The organism is Okeania sp. SIO1H4 (genome assembly GCF_010672695.1).
Taxonomy (GTDB): domain Bacteria; phylum Cyanobacteriota; class Cyanobacteriia; order Cyanobacteriales; family Microcoleaceae; genus Okeania; species Okeania hirsuta.
Genome location: NZ_JAAHGB010000006.1, coordinates 335402 through 354374 on the forward strand (window position 1 = coordinate 335402; position 18973 = coordinate 354374).

The following is an 18973-nucleotide window of genomic DNA, read 5'->3' on the forward strand; positions in this document are numbered from 1 at the left end:
AACTTCCGCGTAGCAGCACTAGCCGTATATATAAAATCTTGATAAAGTTTTAGTGAAGAGATTTTAAAATTAGAGGAAGTTTTATGAAACGTATACTTTCTACTTTGCTGGTTAGCAGTTGCTTATTAACAGGTGTACCAATTGCTAGCTTGGCTCAAGGGATGCCAGGATTTACATTATTTGGTGGCCCAGAACAAAAAAATCAGTTAAACTTCCGTTTAGATTCTGGTAGGTCTGGGACTTGGGATCGTTATCGACTACGGATACCAGCAAACAAATTAAATTTAGCAGTTGCCCAGTTATCAATTTTTTATCCCAATTACTACAAAGGTTCATTTGATACTGACAAAATAGAAATTCGTGTTGGGGGAGGAAGTTCAGAAAAACCAGAATCAATACCTATTGATGAAATAGTATGGGACAAAGAAAATAATTTTGTCGAAATTTACCCTGCTGAACCTATTCCTGCGGGTAATAAAATTGAAGTAGTTTTCAGCAATGTCAGAAATCCCAGATTTGGTGGAATGTACCACTTTAATGCCAATATTAGGACTCCTGGTGATGTGCCTTTACTACGTTATATTGGCACATGGCTTTTGACCATAGAATAGAATATTTGATTGAAAAATAGACGATAGATTTGCCCTGTTTTACTTTATATGATATACGTGCTATGATTAGGGATTGTGACTTTAAATTGTTATTAGATTAGTGGCTAAGGAGTAGAAAAAATGACTCAAAGGACTTTACATGGAACAAGTAGAAAAAGAAGAAGAGTATCTGGCTTTAGAACAAGAATGCGTACTAGAAATGGCCGAGCAGTAATTAAAGCACGTCGGCAAAAAGGGCGGGAGCGTCTAGCAGTCTATTAGAAAAAGAAAATTAGTGCAGGATGGCAGAAATAACTAACAAGTTACAAAATCCTAAAAGCCTTACCAATCAATACTTTAGAGGGCGTTAGCGGCAGCTTGGCGCTAGCCAATGCCATTTTTTCCTACGACTTTTGACTTCCGCGTAGCGACACTAGAAATAATTCTGATGATTATAGACAAATTTTAAATAATCTCACTATGTTGCCTATCGAAAACAGGCTGCGTCATTATAAAGATTTTGGTGCTGTATATCAAAAAGGAATTCGCAAGAATAGTTCTGATCTGACATTAAAGGCTCTGCGTCATCAGCAAGAGCCTAAATTACCTCAAGGTACAGATAATTTAGAATCTCTGCGACCTACTCGCATAGGCATTACTATTAGCAAAAAAGTGAGCAAAGGAGCAGTAGTCCGAAATCGAATTAAACGCCAAATTAGAGCAGCTTTACGTCAAATGTTGCCATTCATTTCCAAAGGATGGGATATAGTGATTGTAGTTAAACCAACAGCTCAACAGTGCAATTATTCTCAATTTCTGCAACAATTAGAAGAGTTATTGACACAAGTGGAGGTGTTGGATGGGTATTCGAGAGGAAGCCTTTTATGAAGGTGGTCCCCACATAGGAGATTTAATTCTTAACTTATTAATTGGTTTAACAATTATTGGCCTACCTCTAACTGTTGCTGCTATTGTTAGAGCTTTATGGCTACGTTATAGGATTACTAATAGGCGAGTTTCCGTGATTGGAGGCTGGATGGGACAAGATAGAACAGATATTGTTTACTCAGAAATTGTCAAAATAGCAAAAGTCCCCAGAGGATTAGGAGCTTGGGGGGACTTAGTAGTTACTCTCAGAAATGGTACTCGTTTAGAACTAAGAGCAATACCAAGATTTAGAGAAATTGAATCTTACATAACTGAAAAGATGGCTGCAAAAGCTCAAAAAACTAATAGTCCTACTAATTGATAGTTATTTAACTATTATTTTTCAAAGCTACTATGTCTTTCAATTAGCTACTACTATAATATCGACCTAGTAAATGTTCTTATAAATGACTAATTTATATGTATTGAACTAGATACCTTTATTATATAGTAATCAAAAATTAAAAATAGTCGAAATTAGAAATATCACCAGCCCCAAGGTTGACATAAAATAATGGATTTTGGTATAGGTTTTCTTTCCAACAATATAATGCTGCCGATCCTAGATTTTTTCTACGGGATCGTACCAAGTTATGGTCTAGCGATCGTAGCTTTAACTCTTGTAATTCGCGCAAGTCTCTACCCGTTAAATGCGGGGTCAATTAGGAATATGCGTAAGATGAAAGTTACGCAACCTTTGATGAAAAAGCGACAAGAGGAGATTCAAAAACGCTATAAAGACGATCCACAAAAACAGCAGGAAGAAATGGCTAAACTGATGAAAGAGTTTAATCCATTGGCAGGATGTTTACCATTGCTATTTCAAATGCCTATACTGTTTGCCTTATTTGCAACTCTGCGTGGATCGCCCTTTACTAATATTAACTACACTGTAGATGTACAAATATTTCCTCAAGAACAACTAGAGCGAATTCAGCCACAAGCTTATACAACTTCACCTCAAAATATATATGTTAATGATGGTGTCCACTTTCCGATTTTGGCCTTGATGCCTAGTGGTAATAAGTTAGTTGTTGGAGATAAAACTCACGTCGAATTTCAAACAGTAGAGGGTAAATCTCTAGAAACTCTGAAACAGGAATATAATCAAACTGAAGTTAAACCTACATGGACTATAACTAAAGGTTCAGAAAGAGTTCAAATTGATGGAGACGGTAACTTAGTAGCTTTACAACCAGGGGACGCTACAATTCAAGGTACTATCCCAGGAATTGCAGCAAACAAAGGATTTCTATTTATCAAAGCTCTTGGTCGTGTAGGTGCATTTGATGACAATGGGGCGATTCACTGGGATATATTAATTATGGTGATTGGTTTTGGAGTTAGTATCTATGCTAGTCAGACAATATCAGGAAAAGGACCTGGTGCTAACAATGCTAATCCTAATCAAGACTCCATCAACAAAATTACTCCCATTTTGTTTTCAGGAATATTTTTGTTTACTCCTTTACCAGCAGGTGTGCTACTTTATATGCTCATCGCTAATATATTTCAAACGGTTCAGGCTTTTATTTTATCTAAAGAACCATTACCTGAAAACCTGCAGAAATTAGTAGAAGAGTCACAACCAAAAACAACAAAAACAGGAAAGGGAAGAGAAGCACTACCCTTTGAACCAGGACGTTCTAAGAAGAAAGCTTAATGCTAGTAATGAACGATAGTTATTATATAGAGCAAGGACTAGACCAAGGAAAGCGATGGCTAGAGAAACTGCTAAACTTAGCAGAAATTCCAGCAAAAGTCATAGCTCAAGAGCAAGAAGACGGCTATTGGTTAATCATAGATGAGACTAATCTGACACAAGAACAAATTTCTACTCTACTAGGATTTGATGGCAAAGTAATTGATGCAATTCAGTACCTTGTTAATACAATTCTGAATATAGGTAACGATTCAGAACAACATTTGTCCTACACTGTGGAAATAGCAGGTTATCGAGTTCGCCGTCAAGAAGAACTCTTGTTAATAGCAGAGTATGCAGCAAAAAAAGTACGTTTGACTGGTGAAGAGCATGAGTTAACATCTCTATCTTCTGCCGAACGTCGTCAAATACATACTATGCTTCAAGACTGTGAAGATTTAGAAACTTACAGTCATGGACAGGAACCAGACCGCCGTTTAGTAGTGAAAATTAGAAGCTAACTACCAATAGAAAATATATAGAAAATATTTGGAGAAAAGAATGAGTTATAGAGATTAAAATCATTAGTGTAAGTAAAGCAAATTCAGAATTCTATCAAAAATGGAGCGAGAGGACTCCCGGTAAATCTGAGATTATACCGGGAGATGGATCGCGACCAAACAAACAATAAGCACTCCATTAAGAAAGTATCTGTAAAATAAATCTTAAGAGATGCTCAAAAGTTTAGGTTTTACTGGGTTACGGTGAATCACAAAGCTAACTATTAACTTTAACCATGTAATCTGCGCAATCCAAATCGTGAGGTTTGGGAGTCTCACGTTATAATCGCGAGATTTAATGGGAGAGGATGTCAAACTCAGAATTCTGAATAGCTGATATGGAATAAGTGAGGTATAAGGAAGATGGAAGTAATACATATTCCCAGTCTACTAAAAAAAACTGAGCAGACTGAGGCTATTAAGTTTGAAGAATTTATATCAGACTTGGACACACTGACTCCAGTTAGAGGCTATTTACAAGTAACTCATCATGGCAATTATCTGGAAGTTAAAGGAAAATCAGAAACAATTATTACTCTCACTTGTGATAGATGTTTAAAACAGTACAACTATAAATTGGCGATCGCTCCAAAAGAATTAATTTGGTTTCAAGAAATTAAAGAGCAAAAGGATTTATTTCAGATAGAAGTAGAAAATTCTGTGGAAGATTTGGTGGAAACTTTACCTCCAGATGGATATTTTAACCCTAAAGAATGGGTATATGAACAGTTGTGTTTGGCAGTTCCTCCCAGAAAGTTATGCGATAAAAATTGCCAGGGAATTAAATTATCTGAAAAAAATGGCTCTTCATTAATGATAGACCGGCGATGGGCTGGTTTAGAATCTATCAAAAAACAACTGAATATAAATAATAATTGAAATTTTAATCAGAACAGTTAGCTGTTAAATATTAAATATAAAAAAATGTTTTTTACTGGCAATACACTGAAGATTATCAAAGTGGCAACTGACAAAAAAATATTATGAGTTTTCAAGAAGAATTTGAACTACTACTACGTTCGCGCTACTCGATAATTTATATCCAAACTAGGGAAGAAGAGCGAGTCGAAAATGCAATTATTCAATCAGCAAAAAGACAGGCTAATAGAGCGGTTTATATATGGGATTTTGTCGAAGGATATCAAAATAATCCTAATGATATAGGGTGGGGAAAAAGAAATCCTCTCCAAGGTTTAGAGCTTTTGGAAAAGTTACCGGAATCTGCTCCGGCAGTCTTTATTTTGCGTGATTTTCAAAGATTTTTGGAAGATATTTCTATTTCGAGAAAACTACGAAATTTGGCAAAAAAGTTAAAATCTCAACCTAAAAATCTAGTTATTCTTGCTCCTCAAATATCTGTTCCAGAAGATTTAACTGAAGTTATCACAATTATAGAATTCCCACTGCCAAATAGTCAAGAAATTTCCCAAGAGGTAGAACATCTATTAGTGGCAATGGGTCAATCTTTAGACAAACGTTTATTAGATGAAGTTGTTCGAGCAGCTCAAGGATTATCTATTGAAAGAATTAGAAGAGTTTTGGCTAAGGCAATTGCTACTCACGGAGAACTACAGCTTAATGATGTTGATTTAATATTAGAAGAAAAACGTCAAAATATCCGCCAAACTCAAATATTAGATTTCTATCCTGCTCGTGAAAATATTTCTGATATTGGGGGTTTAGATAACCTTAAAGATTGGTTATTGCGACGTGGAGGAGCATTTTCTGAAAGGGCCAGACAATATGGTTTGCCTCATCCAAGAGGTTTACTTTTGGTAGGAATACAAGGTACTGGCAAATCTCTTACTGCTAAAGCGATCGCTCATCATTGGCATTTGCCTCTACTACGTTTGGACGTGGGACGTTTGTTTGGAGGGTTGGTCGGAGAGTCGGAGTCTCGTACAAGACAGATGATTTCTATTGCGGAAGCTTTAGCACCTTGTGTTCTCTGGATCGATGAAATTGATAAGGGTTTTGCAGGGTTGAAAAGTCAAGGAGATGCTGGTACTACCAGTCGTGTTTTTGGTACATTTATTACTTGGTTAGCTGAGAAAAAATCTCCTGTATTTGTGGTAGCTACTGCTAATAATATTCAATCTTTACCTCCTGAGATATTAAGAAAGGGCAGGTTTGATGAAATATTTTTTGTTGGTTTGCCTAACCAAGAAGAAAGAACAGCTATTTTTGAGGTACATTTATCTCGACTAAGACCTCACAATATCAAAAATTATGATATAAATCGCCTAGCTTATGAAACTCCAGATTTTTCTGGTGCAGAAATAGAACAATCTCTAATTGAAGCTATGCACATTGGATTTAGTCAAAATCGTGAGTTTACTACTGAGGATATTTTAGAGTCTGCTAGTCAAATTATCCCTCTTGCTAGGACTGCAGAAGAACAAATTAAGTTTTTACAAGATTGGGCAGCAGCAGGTAAAGCACGTCTTGCTTCTAGATATGGTGGCTTAAAAGGTAATTTTTAGAATAGCAGAAGAAGGAAGAGGAAAGAAGGAAGAGGGAAGAAGAAAATAGTGATACTTAATTATTGATAAATGTTTCCTACAAATAACTTTCTAGGTGTTAGGTGTTAGGCAAATTATTAATTGTTAGTTATTAATTATTAATTATTTACTAGCCAGTTTATTTTTAACGTTCTTTTTTCACCCTTGGTATTACATCTTAATTTGTGATTGATTCCTACAATAAAAAAATCTATATTCCATAAAATAAAAAAATCAACCTTTTTGATTATGTTTTTCTTTCTCTATTCCCTATTCCCTGTATTGTGACTGTAGTAATATTTTATGAAATTGGTTATTAAAGTTATGAATTTTTATAGCTTATTCAAGTTTTTAGTAGGGTTTATTTTAGCAATACTATTGCTCATTGGTGCTAGTGCAGCATCAGTGCTCTACTTTGCAGCAAAACTAACGAAAATGCCTGAAAAACCAATATTTACTAATGAAAAACCTATCGCCCAAAAAGTGAGTACGTCTTCTCCAGGAACTACAAATAAAAATTTATCTAATCAATTAGACCCTGGAGCTTACAGAGCTATTGTAGTTGAACCTATTGGTTTGATTTTACGGGATACTCCTAGCAGAGATGCTAATCGTATTGGTGGTGTTTCTTATCAAGAAAAAGTTATAGTTTTGGAAGACAGTTCAGATAAAAGATGGCAAAGAATTCGAGTGGATGATGGGAGTAATCGTACAGGGTGGGTATCAGGTGGTAATACTGAAAAATTGGAGTAAATTCTCTATTCTTTAATATCATTGAAAACTTACCTAATAAATATAAATTTTGAGTATAAAAACATATTTCTAGGTAATTATTTAATTTTTTTATCTTCTCTGCTACCTTTTCCCAACTTCTGCAAAAAATTTATCATTAAATAGTCTTGATTTGTTAAGAAATTTAGAGAAATTTTAATCTTAATTGCAAAACCAGGATAATTTCCATCTTAATTATTAATTCAGTGATAGGCTGAAACAACGTTGTTAGTTATGAATTGTTTAACAAATCTATCTGGAATTAATAATTATGTACAAAAATCGTTCAAACCGCGATCCATTGGTTGCTGCCGTTACTGCTGCTTTAGGAGCTGGTGTAGTGACTTCTTTTGCTGTTAGTCAGGGTCAAAATCCTTTAACTGCTTTAGGAATAACTATTTTTGCTGCTTTAGTAGCTCTGATTTTTGACCGGGCAGGTTTAGTTTAAGCATTTTATAGTACGGCAAAATGATAGAACATTAGATAGGAAATTTTAAATTAAATTAACCTATATATGTTCTTTCAGTACGTTATTCTACCTAATAATTTAATACACTAATAGCAGTTTAATAAAGAATAAACATAAACTAAAATATAGAAGTCTTTACAAGGAGAGAAAAAAGCCTCTATATTTAATAGGGAAATTTATGTGAATATTTGAAGTGATAGATTCAAATATTCCCCTCTCTTGATCGGCTAGAAATTTTATTATAGTTATATATAAATATATAAAGTCTCAATTTCTATTCATAATAATTTTCTGAATTATACTCTGTTGAGAATTGCTATAATACCAAATTAATATGAAGTTGTTATAAAATAATATTTTAATCAGAGTTAACTGTAGATCGAGGCAGACAAGTAATAAATTTCATGATTTTGTGCAGCCTCACATAAAATTGGTATAACTTCTTTAAGATAACAAACTAAATTGATTGAGTTTGTTAGTATTAAAATGTTAAAGTACCCCAGGAAAATTTATGGAATCTCTTGCATATATAGAAGTTTTTCTGGCTAATCAAGAAAACAAAGACTTCAAACTTATTGAAGGACTCAAATGGGAAAAACTTTCTAGCTTCGCTTACATAAACTTTTTATCAAAAATGATAATTAATTTAATTATTATTGATTCTTGTTGGGCTAGAAGGCCAGAAATTCCTAGTCCTGAAACAAATAGTTATTTTAATGTTAGTCAAACATACCAAGGACAAATAGCAACAAGCTCTTTTTTTTCTGGCACTTCTAACTTTAGACCAGAAAGCAATGCAATTCTTTCCCCTAATAGTGCAGTCTATCTAAGACGTGGAGATAATGCCGCAACGGTGGCTGCAGTTCAAAGAAAACTTAGAGAATTAGGCTATTTTTCTGCTAATCTAACTGGTTATTATGGTCCTATTACAGAAAGAGCTGTAAGACAGTTCCAGCAAGACAATGGTATTACAGTAACAGGCCAAATTGAACCTACTACTTGGTCATTACTATTTGTAGGTAAGAGGTCTAATCAAATTAATTCTTCCCTATTAAATTCTTCAACAAGACCATTATCTTTTGGACAAGTTAGCCCTCAAGTAGCAATTATTCAAAGAAGGTTAGCAGAATTAGGGTTTTACAGAGGTCCAATCAATAGTATTTATGACCAAAATACTAGAACTGCAGTTATCAGATTTCAAAACTCTCACAGAATTACGCCTACGGGTCAGGTAGGTATTACAACTAGAGAATATTTGTTTGGCACTAGACCTGTTCCTGTGGAGAAAGTATTTCTTCGACCTGGAGAAACAGGTGTAGAGATAGGAAAATTACAACAACGTTTGAAAAATTTAGGTTATTATCAAGGACAAATAACTAACTATTTTGATCGAAGTACTGAGATAGCAGTAATTGAATTTCAAAGGAGGAATAGAATTACTCCTACAGGTATAGTAGGACCAACAACTCAATCATTTCTATTTAATCCTAGTCAAGTTCTGCCCCCAGGTCCTGTGTCTGACTCCAGGCAAAACTACACCACTAGGCAATACTCCTACTCAAGTTCTCTCAGAAGGGGTGATCGAGGTTTGGCGGTAAAACAACTCCAGATTTTGTTAACAAGATTGGGTTATTATCCTGGTGTCATTGATGGTGTTTTTGGACCTGCGACTGAGTTTGCTGTCAGACGTTTTCAGCAAGATGCGGGAACAAACGCCAGTGGAGTAGCTACAAGAAATACATTGCAAGCTCTAAGGCATCCTATGATTGTTAATCCAAGTGCTTCCAAAGGGGGAGCTACTTATATAGGTAGTCAAGCAAATGTCTTAGAACTGCAAAAGAGACTTCGGCTACAAGGATTTTATTTTGGTCCATTAAATGGAGTTTACAACTCAGAAACAAGAGTAGCAGTGGCGAAAGCTCATCTGCATTATGGTTTAAGTGCTAAAGATATTGGAAACTAATTATTAGATTTATAAATCTTTTTTTATTTACCCCACTCAGAGATTAAGTGGGGTTGTTTATTTTATTCAGAGTTTTTTTATTCAGAATTTTCCGCATCTGCAAGTGCTCGTGGACAAGACCATTCACAAGATACTAGAGAAGGCCAGCCCATTCTTAGGGCTTCATAACAAATTGTATGAATAGTTAATTGACAATCTAAGAGATGTAACCCAGATTTTTCTGTCTGCTTAAGACCAATTTTTAAAATAGAATCATTCTTAAATTCAACAGTTTTATTGCATTGTACGCAGACAAGATGGTGGTGATGATGGGGATAAGGTTGATTTATCTCATAATGTTTATGTCCCTCCGCTAGTTCTAGTTCTCTGAGAATTCCCATCCTTGCCATTAACTTTAAAGTTCTGTAAATGGTAGATAGACTAATTCTTTCACCCCGATTTTGTAGCATATTATAAAGATCTTCGGCACTCAGATGATTGCCTTTAGGAAGATTTTGAAAAACGTGCAAAATGGTCTCCCGTTGGGGAGTCATTCGCCAACCTTTGTCATTTAGTTCTGCTTTAAATGAAGATGGTGTGTAAAGGGCCACGGTACTTTATCAAAAATGTACGCCTATTGATAATCATACACAATAACTAAACGATTGTCAAAAAAAGATATTATTGAAAATTGCCTGAAAATTTTTGGGAGCTTGAGAGTAATATCATGTCCGGTTGAATACTTATAAATCAGGGAGTAGGGAGCGGGAAGCAGCGATAATAGGGAGATTTGCCCTGTGTAAGAGGATAGGTTTTTTTATAACTAATTATCCGGACTTAATATCATAGACAGTAGATAGAAATACCGAATACACTTTATCCTATAGGCAAAAAAAAGATTATTTAGAGTTTGCAGAAAAACCCTTCAGAGTTTTAAAATGATAAACTTGTCGCTAAATAAAACCCTAAAAGTGGCAAAACAAAATTGTAAAATTGTGGGTTGGAGCTATCAAAATTAAGCGACAAGTCTAAGGATCGATCTTCTTAATTTTGGATTAAAGGTTGAAAAACTTCTAGTTGAGAGCTTTTTATAGTATCAAAAGTAATATCTTTTTTGAAGATAAAGGAGTAAAATTCTGGGGTTGTAACAAGAAAAATTTCCCTACTTTCTGTTCCTTAAGCTAAAACTTAGGACTTTTGAGGATACCCTAATTATTAGTATTTAACCATACAATACATAGTTTAATTTTCATTAAAACTCATTAGGTAATCCTCTGTAACTATTCCAAACTTTCCACAGGAACAGGTTTCCAAACTTCACCATATTTTTCTTTCAACCCTTGCCAAGATTCTACCTGTCCAGGTTCATATTCTCCTGGTTTTCCCCATTGTAAAAATGCACTCAAAGCAATTTTATCTTCACTATCTAAGAAACGAATTGCATAAGTAGTAAAATTTCCTCTTTTTGCCTCCCCAGTCTCAAACTTTACCTGTTTAATCATATCCATGTTTAGATGGAACTCAACAATATCGGTGTGCATATTGGCATACTTGCCTTTAGGAAGTTCAGCATAAAATAACTTTTGAATTTTGCCCCTAACTTCCAATACGGCAGCAGTACTTGTCACAATTAAACGTAAAGTTCCCAATTGTTCACAAGCTTCTAAAAAATCTTTTAGGTTAGTAGTCATAGATAAAAATATTATTTAATTATTTATTTTTGGCGTTGGCGATTTAAGATATGATATAATAACTAGACAACTAGGGATAAAACTCCGTTCCGCGCTCCGCCTTACATATCGCGTAGCTAAACAAAAAAACTTTCTCCTTCTATTCTTCTGTTGTTTCTTCTTCTTTCTCCCCTCCTAACTCCTGTTCCCCTCCTGGGAGGGGTTAGGGGTGGGTTGACTCCTAAGTAATTAATACTAATATCATACACTAATTCAGCAACGTCTTATTTTTCATACTGCTCGTAAGCAGCAACTATTCTCTGTACTAGAGGATGTCGTACCACATCTGCTTGGGATAGTTCACAAATAGCAATACCCTCTACATTTCGCAGAATTTTCATAGCAACTGTTAAACCAGATTTTTGACTTAGGGGTAAATCTGTTTGAGTAATATCTCCCGTTACCACCATTCTTGAGCGGAAACCCAAGCGAGTTAATACCATTTTCATCTGAGCAGGAGTGGTATTTTGAGCTTCATCAAGAATCACGAAAGAGTTATTCAGAGTTCGACCTCTCATATATGCTAAAGGCGCAACTTCAATAGTGCCTTTCTCCATCAAAGTAGTTACTTTTTCTGGTTCTATTAATTCATAAAGAGCATCATATAGAGGTCGTAAATAGGGATTAATTTTCTGTTGCAAATCACCTGGTAAAAATCCCAATTTTTCTCCAGCTTCTACAGCAGGTCTAGTTAAAATCAAACGTTCATATTGGTTATCTAAAAGTGCTTTAACTGCTAGAAGTGCTGCCAAAAATGTTTTACCTGTACCAGCAGGACCCACACAAAAAGTCATATCGCGGGTGCGGATAGCTTGTGCATATTTTCGTTGACGGAAAGTTTTAGCACGAATTTCTAACCCACGACGGGTTTTAACTAGAACGTCTTGTTGAAGTTCTTGTAGGTCATCTTGACGGTTAGTATCAATAGCATGGCGAGCAGTGATAATTTCTACTCCAGTAATTATTTTACCATGTTTCCAGAGGCTTTCGAGCGATCGCACAATTTGTTGGCATCGTTCTATTTGAGTTGCCGTGCCACTGATAAATAATTCTTGTCCACGCAGTACAACATTTGCCCCTGTATGTCGTGCCAGTAGTTTAATATTTTCTTCCTGATAACCAGAAAGATTGATCGCGCTATCAATACTAGGCAACTCTACTCTTACTGTCTCTGTCATGCCAACATGGTTCTCCATTCCATATTTGCTAAGACTCCCTAACAAATACTTTCTGTTTTTTTATCATTTTCTTTGTGGGTTTAATACCCCACCGTCAACGGGGGTGTTCACGCATTACTTGGGGGAGCGTAGACGCGGAGCGGCCCTTCGTTGACTATCCCCATGTAATTTTCCTCCTGTCTCCTGTCTCCTGTCTCCTGTCTCCTTCTTCAACCAAGTGCTAGCACTAGATAACCCAAAGGCTGTCACAGTTGTTGGCAGTAGCAAAGCAAGTTGCTCAATGACCGCCCAACGCAAATTTATCTTATCGGTTTTTAAACTAGGAAACCATCTATATATTTTTATCAATAAATAGTCCTCCAATCTTAGAATAATGAAAGTAATGCCCCACTATTCCTAATAAAAGTTTTAGTGGTGGCATTGTGATAATTTTTACCTCATTCCACGATCGTCTCGTTTATATATAATTGGACTTGGAGTTGTACTACGACTACGAGATACTCTTTGTCTGTTGTAGGATGGGCGACTAATTGGCATAGTCTTTCTATCATAAGTCCCTTCTTCTCGATTGCTATCAGAGTAAGAAGGAGAAGGGCGTGGTGTCTCTGAATGGTCTTCGTATATCTCCAAATGCACAGATTGACCTGCTGTTTGAGCTAATGCTGCTAACACAGTACGAACCGCTTGGATATTACGTCCTCCACGACCATATACTCGTCCTTTTTCGAGTTCATCAAAAGCTAGACGAATCCAGGCTTTTGCTTGCCGAGGATTTACTTCACAGTCCACTCGTAAAGACTCTGGTGAATCTAGAAATGGCTCAATTAAAAATCTTACTATTTCCGCGTAATCAGGGTTAGCTGAGTGAGAATTATTCCTCAGACTCGGTAGCTGCTGTTTCAGTTGACTCACTGTCACTGGTTTGGCTGGCTTCGGTATTGGCAGTTTCTTCGCTTGGTTGATTATTGGCAATGGCTTCTGTCGATTCTGCATGGGAAACTGATACGTTCTCTTGGGTGTTAATTCCGGTTCTTGGTGATTCAAGGACATTAGCTTTTCTCAATATGTCACGCACTGTTTGTGTTGGTTGAGCGCCTTGTTCAAGACGTCTGGTAATTCCTGGTACATCTAGCCTAGTTTCATCTGTTCTGGGATTGTAAAAGCCGAGTTCTTCTAATGGACGGCCATCACGTCGGGAACTGCTGTTCATTGCTACTATCCGGTAGCTAGTCTCCCGTTTTTTTCCATATTTCTTTAATCGCAGTTTGATCATTTCGAGTGATTATACTCCTGTTTGGAATTGTAAGCTATTATGTTTCATGGTAACGAAGAAATTATTAGGCATCTTTTGTCAAATTTACAGTTTGCCACCATATATTTATATTTTAGGACTCTTAATACCTGCTACCGTATTCTTAAAGTTGCCCAAAGCCCTTTTTCTTTTTCTGTTTCTTTTTCTTTTTGCCACCACCCATACCGGGGTAGTTTGGCAATCCTGGAGGTGTTCTGCCTCCTAGCATTCCTGGCATTCCCATACCTGGCATTCCTGGCATCCCCATACCTGGCATTCCTCCTTGGCCCATTTGTTGCATGAGCGATCGCATTTTTTGGAAGTCACTCACCAGTTTACTAACATCTTTTTCAGCATAACCTGAACCACGAGCAATACGTTTTCGTCGAGAAGGAGACTTGGCTAAAAGTTCTGGGGTTTGGCGCTCTTGCTTTGTCATTGAATTAATCATTGACTCACAGCGTTTGAGTTGAGTTTCTCCCTGCTGTAACTGATCGTCACTCAATTTATTCATTCCAGGAATTAATTTCATAATTCCTCCCAGAGAACCCATGTTCTTCATCAGTCGCGTTTGCTTCAGGAAGTCAGTAAAGTCAAACTTAGCTGAGAGAATTTTCTCTTGCATTTTTTCTGCATCAGCTATGTCAAACTCTTCCTGAGCTTTTTCTACCAGGGTCAGTACATCTCCCATCCCCAGAATCCGAGAAGCCATCCTCTCTGGGTAGAAAGGTTGTAGGGCTTCTACTTTTTCTCCCACCCCCACAAATTTTATGGGCTGACCAGAAATTCTACGTACTGATAATGCTGCCCCACCTCTTGTATCCCCGTCCATTTTTGTGAGGATTGCCCCTGTAATCCCAATTTGATCGTTGAAGGTACGGGTTAATGTTGCCGCTTCTTGACCTGTCATTGCATCCACTACTAGCAATGTTTCTTGGGGCTTAACTGCTGCTTTAATTTTGGCGAGCTCCGCCATCATATCTTGGTCAATCTGTAGCCGACCTGCTGTATCTATAATTACAGTATCTATGCCCTCTGTCTTTGCTTTTTCAACACCTTTTTGAGCAATTTCTACAGGATCTATATCTATGCCTAATTCAAATACGGATACATCTATCTGCTTACCTAGAGTAACTAGCTGGTCTATAGCAGCAGGTCTATAGATATCAGTAGCTACTAGCAAGGTACTTCTGTCTTGCTTCCGTAGATGTAAGGCCAATTTAGCTGAGGCAGTGGTTTTACCTGTCCCTTGTAAACCTGCCATCAGAACAATAGTTGGTGCTTGTTCAGCTTTTGCTAGGGGAGCATTGGTTTCTCCCATGACGCGCACTAGCTCATCATGGACTATTTTGATGAACTGTTGATCTGGCCTTACTCCTGTTAATACATCTGCCCCTTTAGCCTTATTGCTAACCTCGGCTATAAAGTCTTTCACAACCTGTAAGTTAACATCTGCCTCTAATAGAGCACGACGGACTTCTCGTAGGGCTTCTTGAATATTGGAGTCTGTAATTTTATCTTGACCCCTTAGTTTTTTCCAGGCGACTTCTAAGCGGTCGGCAAGGGCTTCAAACATAAAGCAATTTCAGCTAGCTAGTAGTAGTTTTTTATTATATATCATCTGAAAGGTTTTTTCTTTTTTTTACCTAACTTTTTTTCCAACTGTGAAATTCAAAGCGTTCTGAATATAGACAGTTAGCTTCTGTTTAAATTTTATTTATTGCTTCTTTAAAGTAAAAAAAATTTTCGTTAAATCATTGCTTTTTCTCTTTTACAACAATGTAATCTTTTATTCCTAACCTAATTTCCTATTTCCATAATCGATAACTATTTTGGTTTTTTATTCAGCTCTTCATAGATATATAGAAAATTCAGTGCATATTTTTTTCATATCTGCAATGTTGGATATCTTTCAATATTTTTAGTACAAAATATTTCTCGGCATTTTTTGTAGCAAAACAAAAATTATATAATTTACTTCTTCAAAACAACATAAATCACGATTTTCTAACTTTAACTCTACTCAATATTCAAGCAAATCGTAAATATTAATCTATATCTTTATCTTTAATTATATTATATTTACCATAGTGTATATATTCTGTCAATAGTTTCCATTTTATGGGGTTTTACCCATAATATTATTAACCTATCAGTAAATATTTGTCCAGTATCAAGCTTACTTGTCCAGATATATAGCTTCGATCTTGGATTTTATGGCCTATTATTAAAAACTCGGCCTAGTTTAAGATCGTATATATAACCCATTTGAGAGTTATCTAATTGATATAGTTTAAACATGGGGAGATGGGGAGATAGGGATATGGGAGCATTTTTCTACCTGCTTGGTGCGCGTTCCCTTGCGCCGTGCGAAGGCGCGGGGTCGCATCTGCTTTTTCCCCTATTCTATTTCTGAATTTCCTGACTTCACCAGGACTGAGTTCTGAATTCTATGCCAAAAACACATACCGTGTGCAAAGAGACCAAATGGGTTCTCATAGATACATAAAATAAATATTCAAAACATCAGGTGTAAAACAGATGCATACTTCCAAACAAAAAATTACAGATAAACATAACAAATATTATACAAAAGCTTTACCAGGGAAAACTTCTTCCATCCCAAACCATCAAAACAGTGAGGATATCAATATAGAGCAACTATTGCAAGCTCTAGCATCTCAACTATCCAATCACCATAATCAAGTCGATCAACTAAAAATTTGGAGACAAATAATAGAGCGACTTGAAGATTTTCCACACCAAAGCAGAATATTAACAGCAATTGTAGAACCAAGTAACCTCAGCATTAAATATGCTAATCATGCTTTTTGCCAGCTAATGGGAATGAATCAGATCGATGAAATAGAATCAAAGCAAAACATTAAGCTGAATGAGTTGGTAAGTGATTGGGAGAAAACAGAACTAGAAAAAATTTACCGCCTGCAAATTTTGCACTGGATACTCAAAGAACTTTATCAAATAAATACAGCAAATCTACAATTTCAACATTATTCAATCATATCAACCATTAATTGCCCACAAAACTCAGAACCACAGTATATAGAATTCTGGTTTTGTTGCTCACAACAAAAAGTACAAAGAGTTGAGAAAACTGTAGACGATTTTACAGATATCAATTTCCAATCAATGTCAACATCTGAACAAATAGCTTGGTTGATACAACCGGGAAATCTAGAAATTTTAGCCCAACAGTTAAAATTGGAAAATTTCCAACTAGAGGGTTTGTTTTTACTCGAAGGATTGGATGTAACTGTTAAAGAACAAAAACGAAGACTAACTCAACTGTTAGTAGAACCAGAATCATTGATGCAGCAAGAAAAATTTCAGCAAATTGACAAACAAATGCGGTCGCTATTCCGGGCAGATGATATGATTCTACTGCGCAATGAAGGAGAAAAACAACTAAAATTATTTATCAGCAGTGAGTATTTAACCACAAGCAACTACCCTGGACTATATTCCACGCAGAGTCTACAGGATTCTCCAATCTTCAAAACTGTTAAAGATAATCAAATTCAGAATATTCCCGACCTGAAGATACATTGTCAAACTGAGTGTGAACAAAATCTATATCAAAAAGGAGTTCGCTCCTTGCTACTAATTCCTCTAGTAATTAAAGCTGCCTGTCCACAAGATAGTTCTGGACTTCAAGCAGTTTTGGGAATAGTAGGATTAACTAGCAAGCTCCCCAACAATTTTTATACCTCTGATTACAAACACGCTCAGGAACTTATTTCACCTTTAACCACTGCGGTTCGTCAAACAATTCAACAACGGTTCACAAATATTCGTAATATTCACCCGGCAGTTGAATGGCGATTTTTGCAAGAAGCAGAACGCCGTCGTTGGGGATTACCGCCAGAAATAATCGTTTTTGAAGATGTCTATCCTCTTTATGGTATCTGTGATATTCGTGGATCTTCCAGCGAACGCAATCGAGCAATTCAAACCGATCTGCTGACACAATTTTGCTTAGGATTGACAATTGTCGAAACTGTTTGTCAAATCAAAGATAGTGCTTTTTGTCAGCAACTACGGCAAGATCTGTTGGAATATATTAAGTCTCTAGAAGCAAAAGTATCAGTGGATAGTGAAATTACAGCGAGAGATTATCTACATTTACATTTAGAAATCTACTTTGATTATTTTGTGGAATGTGGAGATGCTGTTAAAACTGCTGTAGAAGCTTATCGAGCTGCTTGTAGCAATGAACATCATAGCGTATATCAAGCTCGCGATCGCTACGACCAGATGTTGCACAAAATTAACTACCATCTTCAAAATACTTGGGAAAAGTGGCAAAAGCAGATGCAGCAAATTATACCCCACCATTGTGATTTTGAGGCTACCGATGGCATAGACCACATGATGTATCTGGGGAAATCTATTAATCCTAAATTTAGTCAATTTCATCTCTGTAGTTTGCGTTATGAGCAACTACGAGCAATTTGTGATTGTGCTAGAACAATTTTGCGCCTGAAAGCTGAATCTGAGGAAGTTACTTTGGGAGTTGTGCATCTGATCTTAGTGCAGAATTCTACAATTGATATTTATCACAATGAAAGTACAGAAAGATTGTTTGATGTCAAAGGTAGTCGCGATATTCGTTATGAAATTGTTAAAAAGCGAATTGATAAAGGTGTGGATCAGGAAACAAAGGAGCGGATAACTCAGCCAGGGATGTTGACTGTGGTTTATTCTACTGATGAAGAGTGGCAAGAATATCAACAGTATTTCCGTTATCTAGTTCGTGAAGGTTGGGTGGAGGATAAATTTGAGAGTGGTTTGGTTGAACCTCTACAGGGAGTAAGTGGTTTACGGTTTGTTCGAGCAAAGGTACTGTTGCCTGAAGAAGCTACATCTACTAAGTAGGTCGATAAAGTTGGCGTTGTCAGAAAAGAAGATGATTGAGAGAATGATCAGCGTGTAAAGTTCAAGGAAAAATGCAATGGAATGTCCAGAATGCCACAGTTACCACATCCATAAAAATGGTCACGCGAAAAGGTAAACAAAATTATAGCAATGTGCGCTGGCATATTTACAAATTACAAGAACTGTCCAGTAGCTAAAAGTCTTATATTATAGGTTTTTTATTCCCCCTTCCGGAGCTGTTGCCTTCCGGAGCTGTTGCCTGCGCACAGCGCTATATGTCTGTGTCAAGTGTGGCCGTCAATTGATCCCAGAATATCAACCCATACGGATATAGTGATGATGCCAAACGCAACTGCTGGAAAATGTATGTTAATGGCATGGGTTTTCGTGCCATAGAGAGAATTACAGGAGTTTCACGCACAACTATTATAGATGGGGTTAAACTCGTGGGAACACTTCTACCAGATACCTATGAG

19 protein-coding genes and 1 pseudogene are annotated in these 18973 nt (G+C 36.4%); 12 read left to right on the top strand and 8 right to left on the bottom strand.

Annotation, left to right across the window (positions count from 1 at the left end):
* Positions 1-83: 83 nt before the first annotated feature.
* From F6K06_RS05795 to F6K06_RS05845, 11 genes are all read left to right on the top strand, one after another.
* Positions 84-611, top strand: coding sequence for a DUF2808 domain-containing protein (locus F6K06_RS05795; protein ID WP_124147109.1), 528 nt, complete (start codon positions 84-86; stop codon positions 609-611).
* A 120-nt stretch (positions 612-731) separates the two neighbouring features.
* Positions 732-872, top strand: coding sequence for a 50S ribosomal protein L34 (rpmH, locus tag F6K06_RS05800; RefSeq protein ID WP_124147110.1), 141 nt, complete (start codon positions 732-734; stop codon positions 870-872).
* A gap of 198 nt (positions 873-1070) precedes the next feature.
* Complete coding sequence (gene rnpA / locus F6K06_RS05805) at positions 1071-1478, top strand: ribonuclease P protein component (RefSeq protein ID WP_124147111.1); 408 nt, start codon at positions 1071-1073, stop codon at positions 1476-1478.
* On the top strand, positions 1450-1839 hold the full coding sequence (locus tag F6K06_RS05810) for a PH domain-containing protein (RefSeq protein ID WP_124147112.1): 390 nt from the start codon (positions 1450-1452) through the stop codon (positions 1837-1839). The genes rnpA and F6K06_RS05810 overlap by 29 nt, the downstream gene beginning before the upstream one ends.
* A 192-nt stretch (positions 1840-2031) precedes the next feature.
* Positions 2032-3180, top strand: a complete 1149-nt coding sequence (yidC, locus tag F6K06_RS05815) for a membrane protein insertase YidC (RefSeq protein WP_124147113.1) — start codon at positions 2032-2034, stop codon at positions 3178-3180.
* The gene (locus tag F6K06_RS05820) at positions 3180-3680 is read left to right on the top strand and encodes a R3H domain-containing nucleic acid-binding protein (RefSeq protein WP_124147114.1); all 501 of its coding nucleotides are present in this window, start codon (positions 3180-3182) and stop codon (positions 3678-3680) included. The genes yidC and F6K06_RS05820 overlap by 1 nt, the downstream gene beginning before the upstream one ends.
* A 402-nt stretch (positions 3681-4082) precedes the next feature.
* Complete coding sequence (locus tag F6K06_RS05825; protein ID WP_124147115.1) at positions 4083-4598, top strand: DUF177 domain-containing protein; 516 nt, start codon at positions 4083-4085, stop codon at positions 4596-4598.
* 104 nt (positions 4599-4702) lie between these two features.
* Entirely contained in the window at positions 4703-6202 is a 1500-nt protein-coding gene (locus F6K06_RS05830) for an AAA family ATPase (protein ID WP_124147116.1), read from the top strand.
* Positions 6203-6544: 342 nt separating this feature from the next.
* The gene (locus tag F6K06_RS05835) at positions 6545-6973 is read left to right on the top strand and encodes an SH3 domain-containing protein (RefSeq protein WP_124147117.1); all 429 of its coding nucleotides are present in this window, start codon (positions 6545-6547) and stop codon (positions 6971-6973) included.
* 289 nt (positions 6974-7262) lie between these two features.
* Complete coding sequence (locus F6K06_RS05840; RefSeq protein ID WP_192901198.1) at positions 7263-7439, top strand: hypothetical protein; 177 nt, start codon at positions 7263-7265, stop codon at positions 7437-7439.
* 532 nt (positions 7440-7971) lie between these two features.
* Positions 7972-9423, top strand: a complete 1452-nt coding sequence (locus tag F6K06_RS05845) for a peptidoglycan-binding protein (RefSeq protein WP_124147118.1) — start codon at positions 7972-7974, stop codon at positions 9421-9423.
* A gap of 77 nt (positions 9424-9500) precedes the next feature.
* Here F6K06_RS05845 and F6K06_RS05850 read toward each other — a convergent pair whose 3' ends face one another.
* The 8 genes and pseudogenes from F6K06_RS05850 to ffh form a co-directional block, all read right to left on the bottom strand.
* Entirely contained in the window at positions 9501-10013 is a 513-nt protein-coding gene (locus tag F6K06_RS05850) for a transcriptional repressor (protein WP_124147119.1), read from the bottom strand.
* Between the two features lie 669 nt (positions 10014-10682).
* On the bottom strand, positions 10683-11093 hold the full coding sequence (locus F6K06_RS05855; protein ID WP_124147120.1) for a ChuX/HutX family heme-like substrate-binding protein: 411 nt from the start codon (positions 11091-11093) through the stop codon (positions 10683-10685).
* A 116-nt stretch (positions 11094-11209) separates the two neighbouring features.
* Entirely contained in the window at positions 11210-11341 is a 132-nt protein-coding gene (locus F6K06_RS05860) for a hypothetical protein (protein ID WP_287308797.1), read from the bottom strand.
* Between the two features lie 15 nt (positions 11342-11356).
* Positions 11357-12310, bottom strand: a complete 954-nt coding sequence (locus F6K06_RS05865; protein WP_287240666.1) for a PhoH family protein — start codon at positions 12308-12310, stop codon at positions 11357-11359.
* 114 nt (positions 12311-12424) lie between these two features.
* A complete protein-coding gene (locus F6K06_RS05870) occupies positions 12425-12658 on the bottom strand; it encodes a hypothetical protein (protein ID WP_287240362.1) in 234 nt (77 codons plus the stop codon).
* A gap of 84 nt (positions 12659-12742) precedes the next feature.
* Positions 12743-13222, bottom strand: coding sequence for a KH domain-containing protein (locus F6K06_RS05875; RefSeq protein WP_192901299.1), 480 nt, complete (start codon positions 13220-13222; stop codon positions 12743-12745).
* 91 nt (positions 13223-13313) lie between these two features.
* A pseudogene (gene rpsP, locus F6K06_RS33785) lies at positions 13314-13583 on the bottom strand (30S ribosomal protein S16); the annotation flags it as partial.
* Between the two features lie 142 nt (positions 13584-13725).
* A complete protein-coding gene (ffh, locus tag F6K06_RS05885) occupies positions 13726-15177 on the bottom strand; it encodes a signal recognition particle protein (protein ID WP_124145993.1) in 1452 nt (483 codons plus the stop codon).
* Positions 15178-16142: 965 nt separating this feature from the next.
* Between ffh and F6K06_RS05890 the strand changes: the two genes are divergently transcribed.
* The gene (locus F6K06_RS05890; RefSeq protein ID WP_124155170.1) at positions 16143-18497 is read left to right on the top strand and encodes a GAF domain-containing protein; all 2355 of its coding nucleotides are present in this window, start codon (positions 16143-16145) and stop codon (positions 18495-18497) included.
* Positions 18498-18973 lie beyond the last annotated feature (476 nt).

Coding starts and splice junctions, on each gene's coding strand:
- F6K06_RS05795 (WP_124147109.1), top strand. CDS start 84: ATGAAACGTATACTTTCTACTTTGCTGGTTAGCAGTTGCTTATTAACA.
- rpmH (WP_124147110.1), top strand. CDS start 732: ATGACTCAAAGGACTTTACATGGAACAAGTAGAAAAAGAAGAAGAGTA.
- rnpA (WP_124147111.1), top strand. CDS start 1,071: ATGTTGCCTATCGAAAACAGGCTGCGTCATTATAAAGATTTTGGTGCT.
- F6K06_RS05810 (WP_124147112.1), top strand. CDS start 1,450: ATGGGTATTCGAGAGGAAGCCTTTTATGAAGGTGGTCCCCACATAGGA.
- yidC (WP_124147113.1), top strand. CDS start 2,032: ATGGATTTTGGTATAGGTTTTCTTTCCAACAATATAATGCTGCCGATC.
- F6K06_RS05820 (WP_124147114.1), top strand. CDS start 3,180: ATGCTAGTAATGAACGATAGTTATTATATAGAGCAAGGACTAGACCAA.
- F6K06_RS05825 (WP_124147115.1), top strand. CDS start 4,083: ATGGAAGTAATACATATTCCCAGTCTACTAAAAAAAACTGAGCAGACT.
- F6K06_RS05830 (WP_124147116.1), top strand. CDS start 4,703: ATGAGTTTTCAAGAAGAATTTGAACTACTACTACGTTCGCGCTACTCG.
- F6K06_RS05835 (WP_124147117.1), top strand. CDS start 6,545: ATGAATTTTTATAGCTTATTCAAGTTTTTAGTAGGGTTTATTTTAGCA.
- F6K06_RS05840 (WP_192901198.1), top strand. CDS start 7,263: ATGTACAAAAATCGTTCAAACCGCGATCCATTGGTTGCTGCCGTTACT.
- F6K06_RS05845 (WP_124147118.1), top strand. CDS start 7,972: ATGGAATCTCTTGCATATATAGAAGTTTTTCTGGCTAATCAAGAAAAC.
- F6K06_RS05855 (WP_124147120.1), bottom strand. CDS start 11,093: ATGACTACTAACCTAAAAGATTTTTTAGAAGCTTGTGAACAATTGGGA.
- F6K06_RS05865 (WP_287240666.1), bottom strand. CDS start 12,310: ATGACAGAGACAGTAAGAGTAGAGTTGCCTAGTATTGATAGCGCGATC.
- ffh (WP_124145993.1), bottom strand. CDS start 15,177: ATGTTTGAAGCCCTTGCCGACCGCTTAGAAGTCGCCTGGAAAAAACTA.
- F6K06_RS05890 (WP_124155170.1), top strand. CDS start 16,143: ATGCATACTTCCAAACAAAAAATTACAGATAAACATAACAAATATTAT.